A 20,094-nucleotide genomic window follows, 5' to 3' on the forward strand; every position below is an offset into this window, starting at 1 on the left:
TTAAGTCTTAAAGAGTAATTTTGAAATAAAAAAGTGTCTAAAAAAACGGAACAGTTCAACCTGTTTCTGCTTTGGATGTTTCCATCCAGGCACAAATTCTTAATCTTTTAAATGAATTGAAAGAAAAATTAAACTTACTATTGTCTTTATTTCTCATGATTTATCCATAGTTAAGTATTTTTGTGGTAGATGTGCTGTAATGTATCATGGTAATGTAGTAGAAATAGCAAATGTTAAAGATATTTTTGTCTTTCCTCAACATCAATATACTAAAACTTTATTGAAAGATGCTAATTTAAGTTAAGTTGAAGTGTGGGAAAATAAATCAATATACTAAAAACAAGATATTAAGATAAAAAGAGACTTTTTAAGTCTCTTTTTTTGTTTATTTAGTTCTAAAAAGACAAAAAATATTGTAATTTATATACAATACTGTATTTATCTTTAAAACTTTTGATATCTATTATTACAAAAACTATAATGCAAATAAAAGTCCATATTAAAAATATTGCTATTTTGGCATTAGTAATGTTTAGTATTTTATTTGGAAAAATATTATTTTTGGGAAATGTAATAAAAGGAAATTGACTTTTGTGTAGATGATAAATATCTTGTTGAGAGCAAATATTAATTAGATTTCCTTGAGAATCAAAGGCAAACCAATTATTATAATAAAGGCTTTCTTCTAAGTTAAAATAATTTTCTAAAAAAGTACTATCTATTGTAATTACTTGGCTGTTTGGGTTATCTAGTAATGCTAAATGGCTTTGAAAAATATGAGGCGCTAAGGATTTATCAGAGATGTTATTATGATTACTAATTAAATATATTTTTTCTCCTAATAAAAGTTTTTTATCAGGAACAAAGGTACAAACAGGATAATTTGTTCTAGATTCAAAAGTTATGTAGCTAAAAGGATTATTATGGGTGGCTATGGTTTTGTATTTTCCTTTTTCATCTTGTAAGCCAAAAGGTGTTTGGATAGTTATTTTAACGTTTTCATTACAAATATTTTGGAAAGCATCTAAGAGATAAGAAGTGTCTAGGTTTGTTCTATTTTTTTGTAAAATGACAGTATATATAAAAGTATTATCGGAATTATTTACAGTTTTTTTGTCAATAATAACTCCTAAGTTGATATTTTGGGAATTGTAATAATCTTGGCATAAAACTATAGTTTTTAACATATCTTCTTTAATTATTTGTTCTTTGTTATCAAAAAGATTATAAAAAGTATTTGGTTTTGTGGGGCTTTGGAAGGTGGTTTTTGCCAATTTGATATTAGTTTCTAAAATCTTTTTTTGGGTTTCTAAAATGTTGTTATAAGAAAAAGTTTGTTTAGTAAATGATAAAAACATTTTATCTATGTCAATTTTAGGGATTTGAATTGTTTCTTCATAACTTTTTTTATTGTTATAATCAAAAATTTGAATTTGTAAAGAGATACTAAATTGATTAGTATTTGCTAAACTAATTTCTAATTGCTTGTATTTGTGAGTATCAAAATTAAATAATTGTATTGTTTCTAAACCATGACAATTTATTGTAAGTAGAGTTTCTTGGTTGTCTTTATTTTGAAAAATTATTTTTTGTTCGGGCTGTTCTTTTATATAAGTATGGAGGTCTTCTAAAAAGATGTTGGTTTGGATGTGGGGCTTTTGTTCGTTTAGTTTTTCATTTTGTAAGATGTTAAGTTCGTTTGCAATATGATTTGTATTAATGTTAGTCGTTTGGAATGCAATATTATTTGGTTTGTTATTTGCTATGTTTTCTTTTTTGGATTTGAGTAAAGTATAGAATTGTTGTTTGATGTAGTTAATGTTAATTGATTGAGAAATGCGCAAAATTTTATGATAACTCCTATTTATGCCTATTAATTTTCCTTCAGCATTAAAAAGAGGTCCTCCGCTATTGCCTGAATCTAGGGTCATATCAGAGTTAATTTCTTTTTCATTGAGAAAAGAAATAACTCCTGTTTTAAATAAATTTTGTCTAAATTGAGGTCTTTGGTGAGGCATTAGGTTAAAATACCATTGTTCCCATTTTAGTTTTGTTGGTTTTTGGAATTGGTTAGTTTGTAAGCCTTTTTGGCAACCTAATACCCAAACTTGTTCTCCTTGATGGATAGGTATTTGTATATCTTTATCAAAATTAATGTATTTGGCAAGAACTTCATCTAATTTTTTAGTAGTATCGGAGTTAGGAATAGTAAAAGTTATGATAGCTATATCGTCGTATTCACGATTGTTATTAATAAAAGCATATAGTTTTGCTTGCTTGTTTAATCCTTGATTGTTTTTGATTGTTATTTGTTTTTGGTGATTTGATGTATGATAAAAACTTTCAATTACATGACGATTAGTTAGTGCATAATATATGGTGTGTTTATTTATTTGTTCTTTGTAAACAATTATTCCTGTTCTTAGACTATAACCAGTATTGATAAATAAAGTAATTAAATTGATGTCTTTTAGTATTTGGTTGTTGGGCGGTTCTTTTTCCTTTGTCTTTGTCTTTGTTTCTGTATCTTTATCTACTATATTATTTATATTATTGGGGTTGATAATCGCATTGATAAGTTTTATTATTGGAGGTTCGTCATTTATTATAAGTTTATTAAAATTTATGGAAGGAATCGCTTTAATATATTTAATTCCTTTTTCTTTTTTTATTTCAGGAGTTATTAAAAAACCAATTAAATTGCCTTTTTCAGTCCAAAACATAGTTTGTTTATTGTTGGAATTACAACGACTAGAAATAGCAATAAATATTTCATCTAATTCATTGTTAACTTCAATATCTTCACTTATATGACTTTGTTGAAAGGCAATTGCTTGTGGTATAGTTGTAGAAAAAGAATGAATTGGTTGTCCTTGGTGATATTTGTTTTGTCTTTGTAAAGGAGTAATTATATATTGTTTATGAGATTTAAAAGTGATAATATCAAAATCTTTTAATAAGGGAGTAAAAATATTATATTGAATTAATACTTGATTTTGAATAGTACCCCTTTCTTCTCCTTGGGGATTTGATAATTTTATAATGTTGTTTGGTTGTATGATATTTTTAGGAGTAAGAGCAAAATATATTTTTTGTTCTGAATTGTTAATTGATGGTGTTTTTTCATTTTCATTGTCATTATTGTTTGTTATTTTGAAACTATAAAAAATAATTCCCAAAGCAGTTTTATCATTTGTATGTATTTGCCAAATTTGGTCTTTGTTGGTTTGTATTTGATTAGTATTTTTAATTTGTTCTTCCTTAATATCTTTTTTAATGTTTTCTTTTAAAATGTCTTTTTCTTGTTCCAAAGCTTTAATAGTTTGTTTAATAGTTTTAGTTTGGTTATTTTCATGTAGTTTATCAAAATATAAGGAATTATTCATAAATTGACTAGTATAAGAGTAATTTTGTAATTGAATAAAACTTAGCCAAAAGAGAATAGATATGTTAAAAAATAAGATAAATTTACGATAAAAATTAATTCTTTTCATAAAACTTTTTTCTAATTATGAGCTATGTTAAATAAAATATAAATAAAAGTATTTTTTTTCTTTTGGGATTTATTTAAAATGTAAAACACCCTTCATTATTATTTTACCCTAAAATTTATTTATTAGTTTGTAAAAAAAATAGCAATAATGTATTGACAGTGCCAAAAATTTTTGTTAAAATAAAATTGAGCTTAAAGGATTAAATGTTTTATACATATTATAAAAAATAAAATAAACATAAGAGATTATCAAAAAAGACAGTAAAGATTTATATTTTCATCTAAAATCGCTTTAAGTTCAAATGAACAAATTATAGAAAATCGTTTTTTTATTTTTTAAGTTAGAAAGAAGAAAAAAGGAGTGATAAAAATGCTATTTAGTTTAATTAATCAAAATCAAGATTTATTAGAAAATTTATTTGAAGATTTTAAAACAAATTCTTTAACTAACAACAACAATATTATGAAAACTGATATTCAAGAACAAGATAATCAATACCTTATTACTATTGAATTACCAGGTTTTAAAAAAGAAGATGTTAAAGTTGCTTTGGAAGAAGGCTATTTAGTAGTTGAGGCTAAAAATTCTGAAAAAAATCAAATTAAAGAAGCTAATTTTATACGTAAAGAAAGATTTCAAGGATTTTTAAGACGTAGTTTTTATTTAGGTGATGATTTTCTTTTAGAAGATATTAAAGGTTCTTTGGAACAAGGTTTATTAAAATTAAGTGTTCCTAAAAAAGAAGTTAAACCCAAAGAAAAACATTATATAAAATTAAATTAAGATATAATAAAAACAAGTTAAGTAATTAACTTGTTTTTATTATATATATGATTAATATTATTAAAAGAAATAACCTCTTATTTATAAGAGGTTATTGTGAAATGCTTCAATTATGAAAATAATCATTGGTAGTTGTGAACTGTTCCGTTTTTTTAGACACTTTTTAAGTGTAATGAAATTACTTTGTTAGTTTGAAAAGATAAGAAATTATCTATTTAATTTTAAGTCTTAAAGAGTAATTTTGAAATAAAAAAGTGTCTAAAAAAACGGAACAGTTCAGATTAAATCAGGGTTGATTCTGGTTTGCTGAGGAAGAGGGGAGGGGTTTAGTTAATTGGTTTTAGTTGCTAATTTATCTATTTCTTCTTTAGTAATAGTTTCTTGTTTTAATAATAAAGCAACTATTTGGTCTAATAAAGGTTTATTTTTGGCCATAATTTGTTTCGCTACTTGGTAACATTGGTCGATTATTTTTTTGATTTCAAGGTCAATCGCGGTTTTATCAGAAAACTCCGAATCTTGAATTGGCCCTAGAGAACTCATACCGTATTTGGTAACCATTAATTTAGCTAGTTTGGTGGCTTGCTTAAAGTCATCATAAGATCCGGAAGATACTTCGTCAAAAACTAACTCTTCGGCAACTCTGCCCCCTAAATAAGAAGTAATTTGAGCTAACATTCTTTTGTCCGAATTAAAGAAGGTTTCTTTTTCGGGGAACATCAAGTTATAACCTCCGGCAGAACCACGAGGAATGATAGTGATTTTTTGAACTTGCAAAGCGTGTGGATGCTTCAAGCCGATTACCGCATGTCCGGCTTCGTGGTAAGCCACCATTTTGCGTTCTTCTTCGGTATATTTAATAGATTTTTTCGCTGGCCCCATTAAGACACGATCAATTGCTTCTTCTAATTCAGTCATTGTTATGATATCTTTTTGATTACGAACTGTCAAAATAGAAGCTTCATTTAAAACTGCTCCTAATTGCGCGCCACTCATTCCTGGAGTTTGTTTCGCTAATTGGTGGAAATCCACTTCGGGAGCAATTTGTTTATTGCGGGCATGAACTTTTAAAATAGCTTCTCTTGCCTTTAAATCTGGTAAGCTCACTTTAAAGATGCGGTCGAATCTTCCAGGTCTTAATAAAGCAGGGTCTAACACATCAACGCGGTTGGTAGCTCCGATAATGATAATACCTTGTGATTGAGTAAAGCCGTCCATTTCGGTTAAGAGTTGGTTTAAGGTTTGATCTTTTTCTTGACTGCCTCCCGAAGAATAACCCCTTTTCCCTCCTAAAACATCAATTTCGTCAATGAATAACACACAAGGAGAATTGTTTTTTGCTTCTTTGAATAATGTTCTTACTCGGGAAGCTCCTACCCCCACATATTTTTCCACAAATTCTGAACCACTTACTGCATAAAAAGGAACACCGGCTTCACCCGCAAGCGCTTTTGCTAATAAAGTTTTTCCGGTTCCAGGTGGACCTTCTAATAAGACTCCTTTGGGAATAACGGCTCCCATTGCTTTATATTTTTGAGGACTTTTTAAGAAATCAATTAATTCTTTCATTTCTGCTTTCTCTTCTTCGTTGCCAGCAACATCTTTAAAACTGAATTGAGATTTTTGTTTAGAAGAAATAACTTTATTTTTATTAGAATCTTTTTTTAAAAACCTTTCTCCCCAATAACCTAATAATAATAAACTAGAAATAGGTTTTAAAAACGTGTCTATGTCATATTTAATAGTTGTCAATTTATTATAAATTTCGTAAGTAATTTTAAATCGGAAAATTTTTTGATCATATTCGGGATTAAAAATATATTTATTTAACATTTCTAAAACAAATGTAAAACAATAAAAAATTAATAAAGCAAAAATAATATTTTTAAAATTAATTTTATTCCAGTATTTATTAAATTTCATATTTGTATATTCTTTGGTTTGTTGGGACTAAAAAAAGACAAACCGATCTGCCCCAAAAAAACAGAAAACCGCACCGCGCCCCAACCAACCCCTTTCTATTTTTTTGTTTTTTATTTATTTATCATAAATTCCAATAGGAATAATTAGATATTTTTTGATAATTAAATTACAAATTTTTTTAAATATTTCTTGATATGTTTTTTGTTTAACTTTTTTTAATTGAGGGTCTTTAATTGCTTCACAATATTTATTACTTCCAAAATATGTTTTAAAAAGAGATTCTTCCCCAGCAAGAGCAGTATCATAAAAATTTGCAAATTCTTCAATTTTTCCTTCCCAAAATCCTTGTTGGTTTATTCCTTTAAAAGAAGAATAATATTTTTGCATAATTTCTGCTTCTCGTTTTTTTTCAGGGCTTGTTATTTTTTTTATTTCTTCATCAGACATAAGATTTTCTTTACCTTTAAGAGAAGGAACATTTTCTGTTGTGCCTCCTGATTTTTGAATATTATCGAGATATTCTTTTATTTCTGCAAAACAAAATTTCAATTGTTCTTCCTCTGGAACGTTATATAAAAAATGTTGTTGGAAACAATGAAAATGATAATCGATTTCTTCAATACCCCAATCTTCAATGCTTTTTTTCAAAACAAAAGCTTCCACTCTTGAACAACTCTTAACTACTTCTGATTCTTCTTTTATTTTTAATTTACTCGATTCTAAATTATTTTTGGATAAAAATTTATTGAAAAAATTTTCAATTTGTGAAAGAGTTTCTTGTTTAATATTGTTTAATATAGTTTTATCAAGATAATTTTCATATTCCGTCAAATCAAAATTAATTTTGAATTCATATTGTTCTGTTTTTTCTTGAGGATTTAATTTATTCCAAGCTGCTTCTAAAGAAAGCAAAGCTTTATCTAAATTATAACCTTGGTTAGGAAGTTGTATTTCTTCCAAAAGTTCTTTAGTATCTTGGTTTTGGGGAAAATAAGGTTCAGGTAAATATTTAGGATTTTCGAGCCAAAATTCTTTTGTATATGGAAGAGCAGTTGGTCTAAACCCCGCATCACTATTGGCTATTTTAGATCTGTCTAAACAAAAAAATAAAGCTTTTCTAAATTCTTCTGATTTAAATAGCGGGCTTTGATCTATATTTTTTGGAAAAAAACTTAATACCGTCAAGGCACCTTTATCAGGGACATTATTTTTAATCGTTTGATCCAGTTGATCAATAATATCTTTTTTCATTTGCTGTTTTGTTTGTGCTTCTTTTTGAGTATTACTTTTATCAATCCATAAAAAAACCGTTGCCGTTATAACCAATATAATCATCAATAGAACAAAGATAATAATTTTTTTATTTTTTTGTAAAAAACAATTTACATTATTTACTAACATATTTTTAAATTAATCTCCTTTGAGCTTATTAGAGAACAAACAATCTCCCTTAACTTCTATTTTACTCTTTTTTTTTTTTTTTGCGTAAAAATAATTCATAAACAGTTAAAATAGTGTAAAAAAATGTTTTTTATCATATTAAAGGAGGTTATTTGAGAAAATAAATAATAATTTAAGATATGAGAAATAAACAAAAAAAGACCTCTAAAAAAGAGGTCTTTTATAAATTATTTAATTGTAAGTATTAGTTTATTTTTGATTGTTTTTGATTCTTAAATGCAAATAATTTTTTCCAGATAGTATCAAATAATAACATAACTAAAGGACATAATAATAAACATAAATAATGAGATATATTAATATCCTTAGTATGGAATATATCACTTAAAGAACTAAATTTAGTAATTAATACAAAGAATAATACTTCAATTATAATACCATAGTACAATATTTTATTAGGTTTTTTGATAGTTTGCCAAAAGTAAAGTTTGTTAGAACGACAAGCAAATGCGTTTCCTACTTGAGCAAAGATAACAGCTCCAAATGCCATAGTAGAAGCTAGGAAGAAGTTGTCTTTTGTATTAAAATTGTAAACTACACAAAAAAATGCTAAAGACATTAAACCTTCAACTATTCCTAAAAAGCCATAACTACGTTTTAATACTTTAGTGTCCATTAGATGGTCGTTTTTAGTACGTGGTTTTTGGACTAATAAACTTGGGTCAGTTTCTTCAGCTCCTAGAGCAATAGCAGGAATTAAGTCAGTTAAAAGATCAATTGCTAAAATTTGTAAAACATATAAGTAAGGTTCTGTAACTCCTAAAAAAGCAATAGCGATGAAAGGAAAGATTTGAGGGATATTAGAAGCAAAGACATAAGTCATGAATTTTTTGATGTTTTCATAAATACAACGTCCTTCTAAAACAGCTTTGGAAATAGTTGCAAAATTATCATCTAATAAAATCATATCAGCAGCATTACGAGCAACATCAGTGCCTGCTTTTCCCATAGCAATTCCTATGTGAGCTGCTTTAAGGGCTAAAATGTCATTAACTCCGTCGCCAGTAACTCCTACTACTTCTCCATTGTTGCGGTATGCTTGAACAATTTTTAATTTATGTTTGGAAGTAGTGCGTGAAAAGACAACTGGATGAGGACTTTTGAGGACTTCTTGTAATTGTTCTAAAGACATTTTGTCAAGGTCATAGCCGTCTAAACCAACGAACTTGTCTTGGATGATTCCTACTTGTTTACCAATGGCAGCAGCAGTAAGACTGTAATCTCCTGTAATAATAGTAATTTTTAGTCCTGCTTGAGTTAAGTTTTTAACTGCTTCTTTAACTTCTTCTCTTGGTGGGTCGTAATTAACTGCAAAACCTAAGAAAACCATATCTTCTTCTAGGGAAGGATTTTGTTCAATTTTTTTGTAAGCAAGAGCAAGAACGCGGTATCCTTGGCTTGCAAATTGGTCGTTTTTTTTAAGGAAAGATTCTTTTTCATGAGGGCTAAAAGGACTTACTTGAGAACCTTTGTATTGCATTTGACATTGTTCAAGGACAATATTAGGAGCTCCTTTAATAAAGAGATATTGTGAATTGGTGTCATATGCAGGTTCTTGGTTGTTTTTAACTAAGACACTCATTTTTTTACGTTCGGAAGTAAATGGGTTTAATTGGATGATTTCTAAGTTGTTTTTTACTTCTTCAATGTTGTAACCGTATTTTTTAGCAGCAATTAATAAAGCTCCTTCAGTAGGATTACCGATTAATTCAAATTGGTGGGGTTTAGTTGGCGTAGGAACTAATTTAGCCTCAGAGCATAGAACTGATGCAATTAAGAATTTTTCAATTCCCTTTTTGGAGGCAGTATTGTTTGGGCAAACACTAAATGTTTGTTCGTCGTTATAGCCAGAACCTTTTAATTTGATAGTACCATCAGGAGTTACAATTTTTCTTACTGTAAGTTGGTTTTGAGTTAGAGTTCCTGTTTTATCAGTACAAATAACAGTAGTAGAACTGAGGGTTTCTAGGGAAGAGATTTTTTTAACTAAAGCGTTTTGTTTAGCCATTCTTTGAGAACCAACTGCTAAACTTAGATTAACGGTAGGAAGTAAGCCTTCAGGAATGTTTGCAACTAACATACCAACTGCACAAACAATTGCTGCTCTAAAAGAATCTATATTATATTTTTCTGCTTTGAAAAAACAAATCATAAAGACAAATAAAGCTGCACAAGAAGCAATAATACTTACTTTTTTAACAATGTGGTGCATTTCTTGGTCTAGAAGACTTTTGCCTTTTTCAATGCTTTGAGCAATGCTTGAAACTTCTCCAATTTGGGTGTTATTTCCAATAGCATAAACAACTGCAAAACAACTACCTTGAGTAACTGTAGTACCTGCATAAACTAAATTAGGTATTTCAGCAATTGAATGATTATCTTCGAGGTTTGGCATTTCAGTACGGTTTAAAGGAATGGTTTCGCCTGATAACATTGAGTTGTCAACAAAAAAGCTATTAGATTGAATAATACGTGCATCTACTGGAACTTGGGTTCCTGTTTCTAAAAAGATGACATCTCCAATGGTAAGTTCAATAACATCCATTAATTCTATTTTTTTGTTGCGGTAAACTTGAACTTTTTTAGGAATCATTTTACCTAAGGAAGACAACATTTTATCAGCTTTGTATTCTTGGGAAAAAGAAAATAAACCATTTACAATGATAACTAAAATAATAGAAATACCGATGGCTGCTTCTTTGGGATTAATTACAAAAATCATTAATGCTGCTATCCATAATAAAATAGCCATTACCGAGGTAAATTGTTTGATGAATTGTTGCCAAAACGGAAAAGATTCGCCTTGTTTGATAATATTTTTACCGTAGAGAGTTTGTCTTTCTTGGGCTTGTTTGTCAGTAAGTCCGCAAGCGTCGGTGTTTAGATGTTTGACAACAGCATCTTTATCAAGACGACTGATTTGCAAAATTTCTTCTTTTTTATTCATATAAAGTTGTTTCCTTTGACTAAATTTTATATTTTAGTATTTTGTTAACTGATATATAAAAAATATTTGCAAGGCTATAATGGTGGATAAAATTAAATGGAATAAAGGAATTCAAAATAATAAGGATGATAATTGAGTAAGATAATTTTTTGGTGGGGGAGTTTGGTTGGGGTTTTGAGTTATGTGGTTTATGTGGTTTGTTAGTCTTGTTTGTGTGCAAAGTCATTTGTATGTTTTTTTGCCTTCTTGCTCTTGCCTTTTTGTTTTGCATTTGCAAGTTTAATAAATTAGTTATATTGTTTTTATAACTACTAAAAATAAATCAGAAAAATACCACAACCAAAGTTATAAAGTATTATCTTGGGTCAATTTTGAAAAATTAAATTATTTTTTAGTTCGTTTATTCTAGTCATCTTTTTTTTGATGATCAATTATTTTTTATAAGCCTGATTAAATTATAACAAAACAAAAAATAAAAGCTAATAATAAATGTTAAAAAAATACATTATTTTGGGAATTTGGAACCAAAAACCGTTATTTTGGGAATTATTTGGGTGGAATTGGGTGAATTTTGAAAAAAATTGTTATTTTTTTGTATCCGTTTTAGTTAATTTTTGGCAGTTGTTGTGATTTGGGATTGGATGAAACAAAATAATAAATTTTTAAGGATGGAATTAGTTATAAAATTTTTTTAAAGTGGTTTTATTAAATATATAAATCACCCAAATGCATTCAAATTTATAATTCTTAAATCCATATTATAAAATATAATAATATATGATGTAGAATTTTAATATTTGTTTATTTGTAGTATATCATTTTGATAACTAATTATCAAGTATAAAATTTATCATCCATTAATAAAGCACATTATTTATTATTTGCTATATGATTTTATTTTATATCATCCAAAAAACTTTATTATTTCAAATAACATTAATCACTTTATTATGTTATTTTTTCATGTTAAATTTTAATTTAACTTTTTTAATTTTAAGGAGATAAAAAACTAAATACGATTTCTAAAATCCCAAAATTATTTTGGACAAACATTGCTATTATTATTTTTGTAATAATTGGGATAAAAGAATTTATAGATTCGCCAAAAAAATTGTCAATTGATTTAAGTACTAACCCAACCCATATTATTTGTGATGTTGTTCCTGTAGGGGCTTGTTTTGCAAAACCTTCTATCAATATGTCATTAAAAAAACACCATTTATCTTCTGCAAAACCTCATTATAATATTTATACGGATGAAAAATATATTCCTTTAATGCCTGAACTTTTGGAAACTCAGTTAATGAAAGAAGGCAAAGAACACCGCGATAATAAAGTGATGCAAATTTCCATACAAGCCAAAGAGCACCAAAATAAAAAGTTTAATTGTTCTATTTTACAAGAAGAAGAAAAATTTTTAAGAGAAATCCAACCAAATGGCATAATTATTGAAGGTTTTTTAGACTCTTGTTTGCTTACACAAGCGATTTTACCAAGTGGATCTATTTTTAAATATTATATGCCAACACAAGACAATATACAAACTATTAAAGAAATTTGGTGTGCTAATGGACAAATCCTAAAACCTGATTTTTCTCATATTTTTCATTTTTCTATGATGCAAACACCAACACCCCTTACTACTAGTCAACTAACAGCTTATCATGAAGCAGGACATGCCTTAATAGTTTTGCAATTTCCTTTTGCATTATGTTCGGTTGCCAAAATTTATATTCAAGAAACAACTACTGATTTGACCGCTGATTCGATGTTTTTTTTGGACAAACAGTTGTTAGTGAACTGTTCCGTTTTTTTAGACACTTTTTAAGTTTAATGAAATTATTTGTTAGTTTGAAAAGATAAGAAATTATCTATTTAATTTTAAGTCTTAAAGAGTAATTTTAAAATAAAAAAGTGTCTAAAAAAACGGAACAATCAAGGGCATCTACGAGTACGACCCCCAAACGGGTAAGAACATCAGGGATACCTTATACAATTCTGACGGTACAATCAAGGAAATCAACGAGTGACCCCTGCGCTGTAATAGAATCAAAGATACTGTATAATGATTCTGACAGTACAATCAATTCCAAAGTAGAGTACGATCGCCAAACAGGGAAGGAAATCAAGCGGACCCTTGATTCAGAAATGCCCTCTCGCATTGATTTAAATCCAATTAGGGTTATTTTACCTTGTCTTGATTTAGACCCCCTAAATTCAATTTCTTGAAAAAGCAGTCCTCAAAAACCCGCATAAACACACACTCTAATTTTTGAGGATTTTCTTACCACATTAAACGGATCATTTTTTAACCTTTGATTTTGCCCTCAAATGAGGGGTCATTTTTTTATTTTTTCGGCCTATATATAGTGTAGGGATAAAATATTTAAAAATATCTTTTGAAACTAGCAAATTATGAAAAACATTAGACACTTTTTAAGTGTAATGAAATTACTTTGTTAGTTTGAAAAGATAAGAAATTATCTATTTAATTTTAAGTCTTAAAGAGTAATTTTGAAATAAAAGTGTCTAAAAAATGGAACAATTCATTGTATACTATTTTTGTTAGGATTTAATCCAAAAACAATAAGAAAAAGATTGCTTACTTGAGTCAAAACCCAAACAAAAGGACCAATTAACCAAGCAATCAAGGAAATGGAACCAGAAAAAAGATAAGCAATTTTGGAAGGGGCATACATTGCTATACGTTTAGGAATTAATTCTCCAAAAATAATAGAAAGAGTAATAATTAAAGCCTCAATTCCGATGTTATGTAATGAAAAATGAGTTTCTCTTTCTTTTAGCCAATAAGATGTCACAATATTTCCTTGAAAAAAAGTAATAACGTGAATCACAATTTGGATTACTGATAAAAAAGTGGTTGGTTTGGCTTTAATTCTTTTCACTCTTAGAGCATTTTTGTTGCCCTTTTTGATATCTAATTCAATTGCAGTGTTCCAAAAGTTTAGACAATTTTTTGTTTTTAGACTTCGTGGCATTGCTAAAAGATTTATTCCTTGATTCGTTTTAAAATACATATCCCATAAATATATTTATTGTCTGTTTTTAATTTTTAACTCTTTTTGGATTTTATTTGTGCTTTTAAGAAAATAGCTTATATTTTAGTTTTAAAGCTATATTTAATATATTTTTTCAATCATTATTTATTTTTATGTTTATTTTAAAAAACCTCTTAAATATTGGATTTTTAATTTTTTTATCTTTCTTGTTGATATTAAAAAAAAGACTAAAATTAATTAATCTTGTTGTTTTTTAAAATAAAAGTTGCATTAAAATAAGGGAACACCACAGACATTATGTACAAAAAGGATTTTTAACAAAAGGATAATAAAATCTATCATAACGACACAAAAGCCACACACCAAGAAAAAGGAGTATCAACCCTAATAAAAAAGTAAACAAATCAAGAATAATAAAAGGTTTTTCATAATACCAAGTCCTTGTTTTGTGTTTACCAAAACGTCTCAATTGCATAGCATTAGTGATAACATCTATTTTATCTAAATTAAAAAAAATCAAAGGAGAAATAATAAGGGTAATTCTTTTAATATCTGCAATAATACGGGCTACAAAATTAATTTTTTTAACAACTTTAATACCTCGTGCTTGCTGAGTAAGAGAAATATTTTTAAAATCTTTTTGAATTTCAGGAATATAGCGAATAGTAAGGGCAAAAGCATAACTAATTTTATAACTAACACCTAATTTATTTAAACTAGCAGCTAATTGACTTGGATTAGTAGTTACAATAAAAATTAAAAATAAAGGAATGATACAACAATATTTTAACAAGACATTAAATTGATAAAACAATTGTTCTTGGGTTAAAAAATTATAAAATAAAGGAATAGGAGTTTTGGATTTGTATATTTGAGCACCATAATCCCTAAAAAGAAAAAAAATAATAATATTGTTAACAAACAAGAAAAATAAAGTTCCTTTAACAACAAAAGAAACTTGTTGCCATTTAATTTGAGAACACCAAAGCAAAAACAAAGACAAAAAGGCAAGCCCTAACAAAAACCACACATGATAAACCATCATGCAAGCAATTGATACCAAAATTAAAAACAATAACTTGGTTGCTCCTTGAATTTTGTAAATGAAATTTTTACCTGGAAAATATTCTAACATACTATTTTGACTCATCAAAACAATTCCTATCTTTTAAAAAAACTAACATTTGAGTTAACAAAATATTTTTTTGCTCTAATGTAAGTGCCAATTTATTGATAAAAACAACCAAACTAATGGGATTTAGAGAAGTTTTTTGCATTAAAGACGCATCTTCAAAAACTTTTAAAGGAGTTGTATTTGCAATAATTTTTCCTTGGTGCAAAACCAAAGTTCTTTGAGTATAATTAAACATCAAAGACATATCATGAGTAATAATTACAATTGTAATGCCTGTATTATTTAATTTTTGTAAAAAAGTCATAATTTGTGTGTGATGTTTTAAATCTTGTCCTATGGTAGGTTCATCCAAAATAAGAATTTGGGGTTGCATCACTAAAATAGAAGCAATGGTAAGTCTTTTTTTTTGTCCAAAACTAAGAGCAGAAATAGGCAAGTTAACAAAACAATCCAAATTACAAGTTTTCAAAATGGCATGCACTTTGGTTTTTATTTCAGTTAATGAAAGTTGTTTTCCTAAAAGCCCCAATGCTACTTCTTCAAAAACAGTTTTTTGAGAAATCATATGGTGGGGATTTTGCATGACAAAACCAATTTTTTCTGATCTTTGTTGTAAAGACAAATGTGTTAAATCTTGATTATTTAATAAAATAGTTCCTGTTTGAGGATTACAAAAACCACAAATAACTTTGGCTAAAGTAGATTTACCACTACCATTTTTACCAACAATACTAATCATTTTTCCTGGAAATAAATCCAAAGAAATGTCATTTAAAATATTGGGTTGTTTGGATTCATAGTGATAAGAAATATTTTGTAATTGCAAAATGGGGCAAAATGGGGCAAATTGTTTGGGGAAAAAAGGCAATAATTGAGTTGGGTCGTTTTGAGAAATAGCACATTTTTTTAAATTTGTTAATTGATTGGAAAAATATTGAACAAAATCTAAGGATTGTAAGGTAGGCAAATTTAATAAATAAGGAAGAGTTCCCAAATTGATACCAACCTTTTTCAAAGCACTAATATAAGTTGGTTCTTGGATACCTTGTTTAGTTAAAATATTTTCTAAAATTAATTTTTGGGGAGAATTGTCATAAATAATTTTTTCATCTTCAAATACTATTACCCTATCAAAAGAATCATCTAAAATATCTTCTAAATAATGTTCGATAACTAAAATAGTCGAATGGTATTTTTGATGAATAGTTTTTATTAAAGCAGTCATTTTGGCTCTTGAAACAGGATCAAGATTGGATAGAGATTCATCAAATAACAAAATAGAAGGATTATAAATTAAAACTCCTGCCATCGATGCTAATTGCTTGTGACCTTCAGAAAGTTCTTGTGGTTTGTAATCTAAAAAGGATTGCAATCCTAAATCTTGTGCCCACATATTTACTTTTTGATATATTTCACTTTGAGGCAAATCATCATTTTCCAAGGCAAAAGCTATATCTTCTGCTACTGTTAAACCTACAAATTGATTATCTGTATCTTGCATAATGGTACCCACATCCAAAGATAGATCAAAGATATTGGTTTGTGTCAAGACTTTATCCTTAATAATAACAGTACCTGTAATTTTTCCTTGATAACTATGAGGAATCAAACCATTAATACATTTTAAAAAAGTAGATTTACCGCTACCATTTTTGCCCACAATCAAAACTTTTTGTCCTTCATAAATAGTTAAATTAATTTGATTTAGAGTTGGTGTTTGTTGGCTATAATATTGAAAACTAAAATCTTTAAAAATGATTAATGGTTTTGGCATAAAGTTCCTCTTTGAAGTTATAAAATAAAAAAATTGATTAAGGATGTTTAAAAATATTTAAGAATTATTAATTTTAATTAAAGTAGCTTGTTTAGTGTAATGACAAGAATACATAGACATTAATTTAATTCCTACTACACTATAAGCTAAAATATTAGAAATTACTATCAAAAAACTTTGTAAATAAACTAGTTTAGGTGGTTGTCCGTAAATCAATAAATCACTTTGAGGAGCAAAAAAACCCCAAATTATAAAATTACAAGCAACCTGATAAAGCCAAAAGTAAACAATTTTTTTCTTGGTAAACACTTGATATTTAAGATCAATTATTTTATGCGGCAATCCGTAAATAAATCCAATAAGAGCAGAGCATAAAACCCAATTCCAAGAAACATTTCCAAACAAAATAAAATCTTTAATGGTGTGCCCTATAAGTCCTACATAAAAACCAACCGCAGGACCAAAAGCAACAGCAATGAAAGCTAAAAAAGCGACTGAAGTTTCAATACTTACATTAAATCCCACAGGAATAGAGGCAAAACAACTTAAAACAAAAAATATCGCAGCACTCAGTCCTATAGTAACAGTTTTTTTAATAGAATCATCTTTTGACATTGGTTAGTTCCTTTAATAAATGGTTTGGGTTGGGAAAATATTGGTGGGTTGGGGTTTTGCTTGTAATGTTTTTTAATTTCAAAGCTTAAATTATTCATTTATAGTTTTATTTAAATTTTTTATTTTTTGTTGGGATTTAGCGGATTAGAATTGTTTTTACTTTCTAACAATTTTTGATATTGCTTACAATAACTTTCATATTTCTTTTTTTCAATTTCAATTTTGGCACTTGCGGCTTTTTGCAAGAAAGATGGATTATTTAAAATGGTTTCACTTCTTTTAATTTCTTTAAGAAGGGTATTTTTTTGTTGTAAAAAATTACTTTTAAATTTGGTTTCATTAAGTTCGTTTAGGGTTTTGCGGTCAATATAAAGACTTAAATTTTTTTCAATTAACCAAATAGTTTTTTTTGAATTGGTAACTTTGTTAGTAATTTTAATTTGTAAAGTTTTGAAAAATTTTTCTAAAGCTTGTTGCAAATTTACGAAATCTTGGAGGATAGTTGAAAATTGAGATGCAACTTCTAATTCTAAATTTAATTTACAATTGATATTGGATTCTTGTCTTAAATGACGTGTTTTAATAATTAAGTTTTTAAGATTTTCAAAATCAGCTAAGGCATCTAAATTACAATAAGAAGTTTTTTGCAAAGTGGTTTGAGTAATGTTCGTTTTATTGTCAAAATTTTCATAAAGAGTATCAGTTACAAAAGGAATAAAAGGATGTAAGAGTTGCAAAATATGTTTCATCATATAAACTAAAAATTTTTGACTGTTGTGCAAGTTTGTTAAATTGGAGTTATTCTGATCTAAATCATGTTTGGCAAATTCTAAATGCCAATTAGCAAAATCTTCCCAAACAAAGTGATATAAAATTTTTCCAATTTCTTTTAATTCATATTTTTGATATAAAGTTGTTACTTTTTGAGTTGTTAAATGCAATTGTGTTAAAAGGGCTTTTTGGGTCAAAGTCAAAAGATTAATATCAAAATCAGTGTCTAAGGTGCTGGTATTTAATTTTACAAAACGACTAATATTCCACAATTTATTAATAAAATTCCAAGATGAAGCAACTTTAGTCTCATCATAGAATAAATCAAACCCAGGAGCAGCGTTAGTAGTTAAAAACCATCTAAGAGCATCGGTACCATATTTGGCAACAACTTCCAAAGGATCAACACCATTACCTTTTGATTTAGACATTTTTTGTCCTTTGTTATCTCTTACTAAACCATGTAATAAAACATCTTTAAAAGGGTCTTTGTGGGTTAATAAAATACTTTGAAAAACCATTTTTGATACCCAAAAAGTTAAAATGTCATAGCCTGTTACTAAAACATCAATAGGAAAACGATTTTGAAATAAAGGGGCATTGCAATTAGGCCATCCCAAAGTGCTAAAAGGCCACAAAGCAGAAGAAAACCAAGTATCCAAAACATCACAATCAAGGCTCCATTCTGGACCAGGACTTTCTATTTGAACTTTAATTTCTTGTCCTTTATGCCAAGCAGGAATTTGATGACCCCACCATAATTGACGCGAAATACACCAGTCTTCGATATTTTGGAGCCAATTATTAAAAATATTTTCAAAACGAAGCGGAAAAAAATTGATTTTGTTAGTTTTTAAAGCAATTTGGGCGATGGCTTTGGTTTTTAAAAACCATTGTAAAGAAAGACGCGGTTCGATGATGGCATCCGAAATACTTGAATATCCTACTTTATGAAGGTGATTTTCGGTTTTTGTAAAAAATCCTTTTTGTTTAAGAGTTTGCACTAACTTTTGACGACAAACAAAGCGGTCTAATCCTTGATATTGCAAGGCTAAGTCGTTCATAGTGCCATCTTCGTTCATGCATAATAAAGCTTTTAATTGATGTCTTTTATGATGTCTTTTAGCTACTTCAAAATCATTAATATCATGTCCAGGTGTCACTTTTACAACTCCTGTACCAAAATTAATATCTACGTAATTATCACTAATAACAGGAATTTGGATGTTAGTATCAGGAATAAAAACTTTTTTGCCAATAAAAGATTGATATCTAGGATCGTTAGGGTTTACCATTAAAGCTTGATCGGCAAACATGGTTTCGGGGCGAGTGGTTGCAATTTCTAAAAAAGAAGGAACCAAAGAAGCGTCAGACAAATTGGAATTAGTTGGAAAATCAACCAAAAAATATTTAATATAATATAATTTTCCTTCAGTTTCATGGTAATTTACTTCTACATTAGAAAGGGCTGTTTTAGTTTCGGGGTCCCAATTAATAATTTTATAATCTCTGTAAATTAATTTTTTTTGGTATAATTTGACAAAAACTTCTTGAACTGTTTGGCTCAAATCAGGATCAAGGGTAAATTTTTCAAAATTATAATCTAGATGCAGCCCTAAAACTTGCCATTGTTGCCTAATATTTTGGGCATGTTTTTCTTTCCACTGCCACGCATATTTTAAAAAAGTTTCTTTACTTAAAGTTTTGGTCAAAAGCCCTTCTTGTTTTAATTGTTCTTTAACTTTATTTTGAGTGGCAATTCCTGCATGATCCATCCCAGGCAAAAAGAGCACATCAAAGCCTTGCATTTTTTTAAATCTTATAATAATATCTTGAATGGTGTTATTCCAAGCGTGTCCCAAATGCAGTTTTCCTGTTACATTGGGAGGCGGAATTACAACAGTAAAAGTTTTTTTATTGGCGTTTGGATTGGCACAAAAATATTTTTTTTCTAACCATTGTTGGTATCTTTGATGTTCTACTTTTTTAAAATCATATTTAGTTTGCATAAAAGCTAGCTTCTTTCTATTTTCTTTTTTTAGGGTTGAAGTTTTTGGGTTTTAAAAGTTTTTTGGGGGTTATGTTTGGGGTTTTGAAAATGTTTAAATGGATTGGAGGAAATAAAAAAAATTACAAATTTTTTTGCAAAGTGAAAAAGTTGGAAAAACTAA

Annotated in this window: 12 protein-coding genes and 1 pseudogene; 4 read left to right on the top strand and 9 right to left on the bottom strand. The window is 28.0% G+C overall.

All coding sequences use genetic code 11. From position 1 onward, the window contains the following. Positions 1-56: 56 nt before the first annotated feature. Positions 57-283, top strand: a pseudogene (locus KE631_RS02680) (ATP-binding cassette domain-containing protein); the annotation flags it as partial. Positions 284-395: 112 nt separating this feature from the next. On the opposite strand, the gene KE631_RS00610 reads toward KE631_RS02680, so the two are convergent. Further along, the gene (locus KE631_RS00610; protein ID WP_249291058.1) at positions 396-3,386 is read right to left on the bottom strand and encodes a S1 family peptidase; all 2,991 of its coding nucleotides are present in this window, start codon (positions 3,384-3,386) and stop codon (positions 396-398) included. A 477-nt stretch (positions 3,387-3,863) separates the two neighbouring features. On the opposite strand from KE631_RS00610, the gene KE631_RS00615 reads away from it, so the two are divergent. Next, positions 3,864-4,277 carry an Hsp20/alpha crystallin family protein gene (locus tag KE631_RS00615; protein WP_212509000.1) on the top strand — a complete coding sequence of 138 codons (414 nt, stop codon included), beginning with the start codon at positions 3,864-3,866 and terminating at the stop codon, positions 4,275-4,277. 330 nt (positions 4,278-4,607) lie between these two features. Here the strand turns inward: KE631_RS00615 and ftsH are convergent, their stop codons facing one another. The 3 genes from ftsH to KE631_RS00630 form a co-directional block, all read right to left on the bottom strand. Beyond that, positions 4,608-6,200: an ATP-dependent zinc metalloprotease FtsH gene (gene ftsH / locus KE631_RS00620; RefSeq protein WP_249291060.1), complete on the bottom strand. Its 1,593-nt coding sequence runs from the start codon at positions 6,198-6,200 to the stop codon at positions 4,608-4,610. Between the two features lie 114 nt (positions 6,201-6,314). Next, positions 6,315-7,526 carry a hypothetical protein gene (locus KE631_RS00625; protein ID WP_212508958.1) on the bottom strand — a complete coding sequence of 404 codons (1,212 nt, stop codon included), beginning with the start codon at positions 7,524-7,526 and terminating at the stop codon, positions 6,315-6,317. A 319-nt stretch (positions 7,527-7,845) separates the two neighbouring features. Beyond that, entirely contained in the window at positions 7,846-10,608 is a 2,763-nt protein-coding gene (locus tag KE631_RS00630) for a cation-translocating P-type ATPase (RefSeq protein ID WP_212508959.1), read from the bottom strand. Positions 10,609-11,719: 1,111 nt separating this feature from the next. On the opposite strand from KE631_RS00630, the gene KE631_RS00635 reads away from it, so the two are divergent. Together KE631_RS00635 and KE631_RS02620 are read left to right on the top strand one after the other, a co-directional pair. Next, the gene (locus KE631_RS00635; RefSeq protein WP_212508960.1) at positions 11,720-12,436 is read left to right on the top strand and encodes a hypothetical protein; all 717 of its coding nucleotides are present in this window, start codon (positions 11,720-11,722) and stop codon (positions 12,434-12,436) included. Between the two features lie 106 nt (positions 12,437-12,542). Further along, positions 12,543-12,638, top strand: coding sequence for a DUF2963 domain-containing protein (locus KE631_RS02620; RefSeq protein WP_212509002.1), 96 nt, complete (start codon positions 12,543-12,545; stop codon positions 12,636-12,638). A 516-nt stretch (positions 12,639-13,154) separates the two neighbouring features. On the opposite strand, the gene KE631_RS00645 is transcribed toward KE631_RS02620, so the two are convergent. The 5 genes from KE631_RS00645 to KE631_RS00665 all read right to left on the bottom strand — a co-directional run bounded on the left by KE631_RS00645 (position 13,155) and on the right by KE631_RS00665 (position 19,932). Then, positions 13,155-13,646, bottom strand: a complete 492-nt coding sequence (locus KE631_RS00645) for a CNNM domain-containing protein (RefSeq protein WP_249291062.1) — start codon at positions 13,644-13,646, stop codon at positions 13,155-13,157. Positions 13,647-13,923: 277 nt separating this feature from the next. Then, positions 13,924-14,778, bottom strand: a complete 855-nt coding sequence (locus KE631_RS00650) for an energy-coupling factor transporter transmembrane component T family protein (protein WP_212508961.1) — start codon at positions 14,776-14,778, stop codon at positions 13,924-13,926. Continuing rightward, positions 14,765-16,537 carry an ABC transporter ATP-binding protein gene (locus KE631_RS00655; RefSeq protein WP_212508962.1) on the bottom strand — a complete coding sequence of 591 codons (1,773 nt, stop codon included), beginning with the start codon at positions 16,535-16,537 and terminating at the stop codon, positions 14,765-14,767. Before KE631_RS00655 ends, KE631_RS00650 begins: the two co-directional genes overlap by 14 nt. 57 nt (positions 16,538-16,594) lie before the next feature. Further along, a complete protein-coding gene (locus tag KE631_RS00660) occupies positions 16,595-17,152 on the bottom strand; it encodes an ECF-type riboflavin transporter substrate-binding protein (RefSeq protein WP_212508963.1) in 558 nt (185 codons plus the stop codon). A 119-nt stretch (positions 17,153-17,271) separates the two neighbouring features. Then, a complete protein-coding gene (locus tag KE631_RS00665; protein ID WP_212508964.1) occupies positions 17,272-19,932 on the bottom strand; it encodes a valine--tRNA ligase in 2,661 nt (886 codons plus the stop codon). Positions 19,933-20,094: the final 162 nt, after the last annotated feature.

The organism is 'Santalum album' aster yellows phytoplasma (genome assembly GCF_018283495.1).
Lineage (GTDB): Bacteria > Bacillota_I > Bacilli_A > Acholeplasmatales > Acholeplasmataceae > Phytoplasma > Phytoplasma asteris.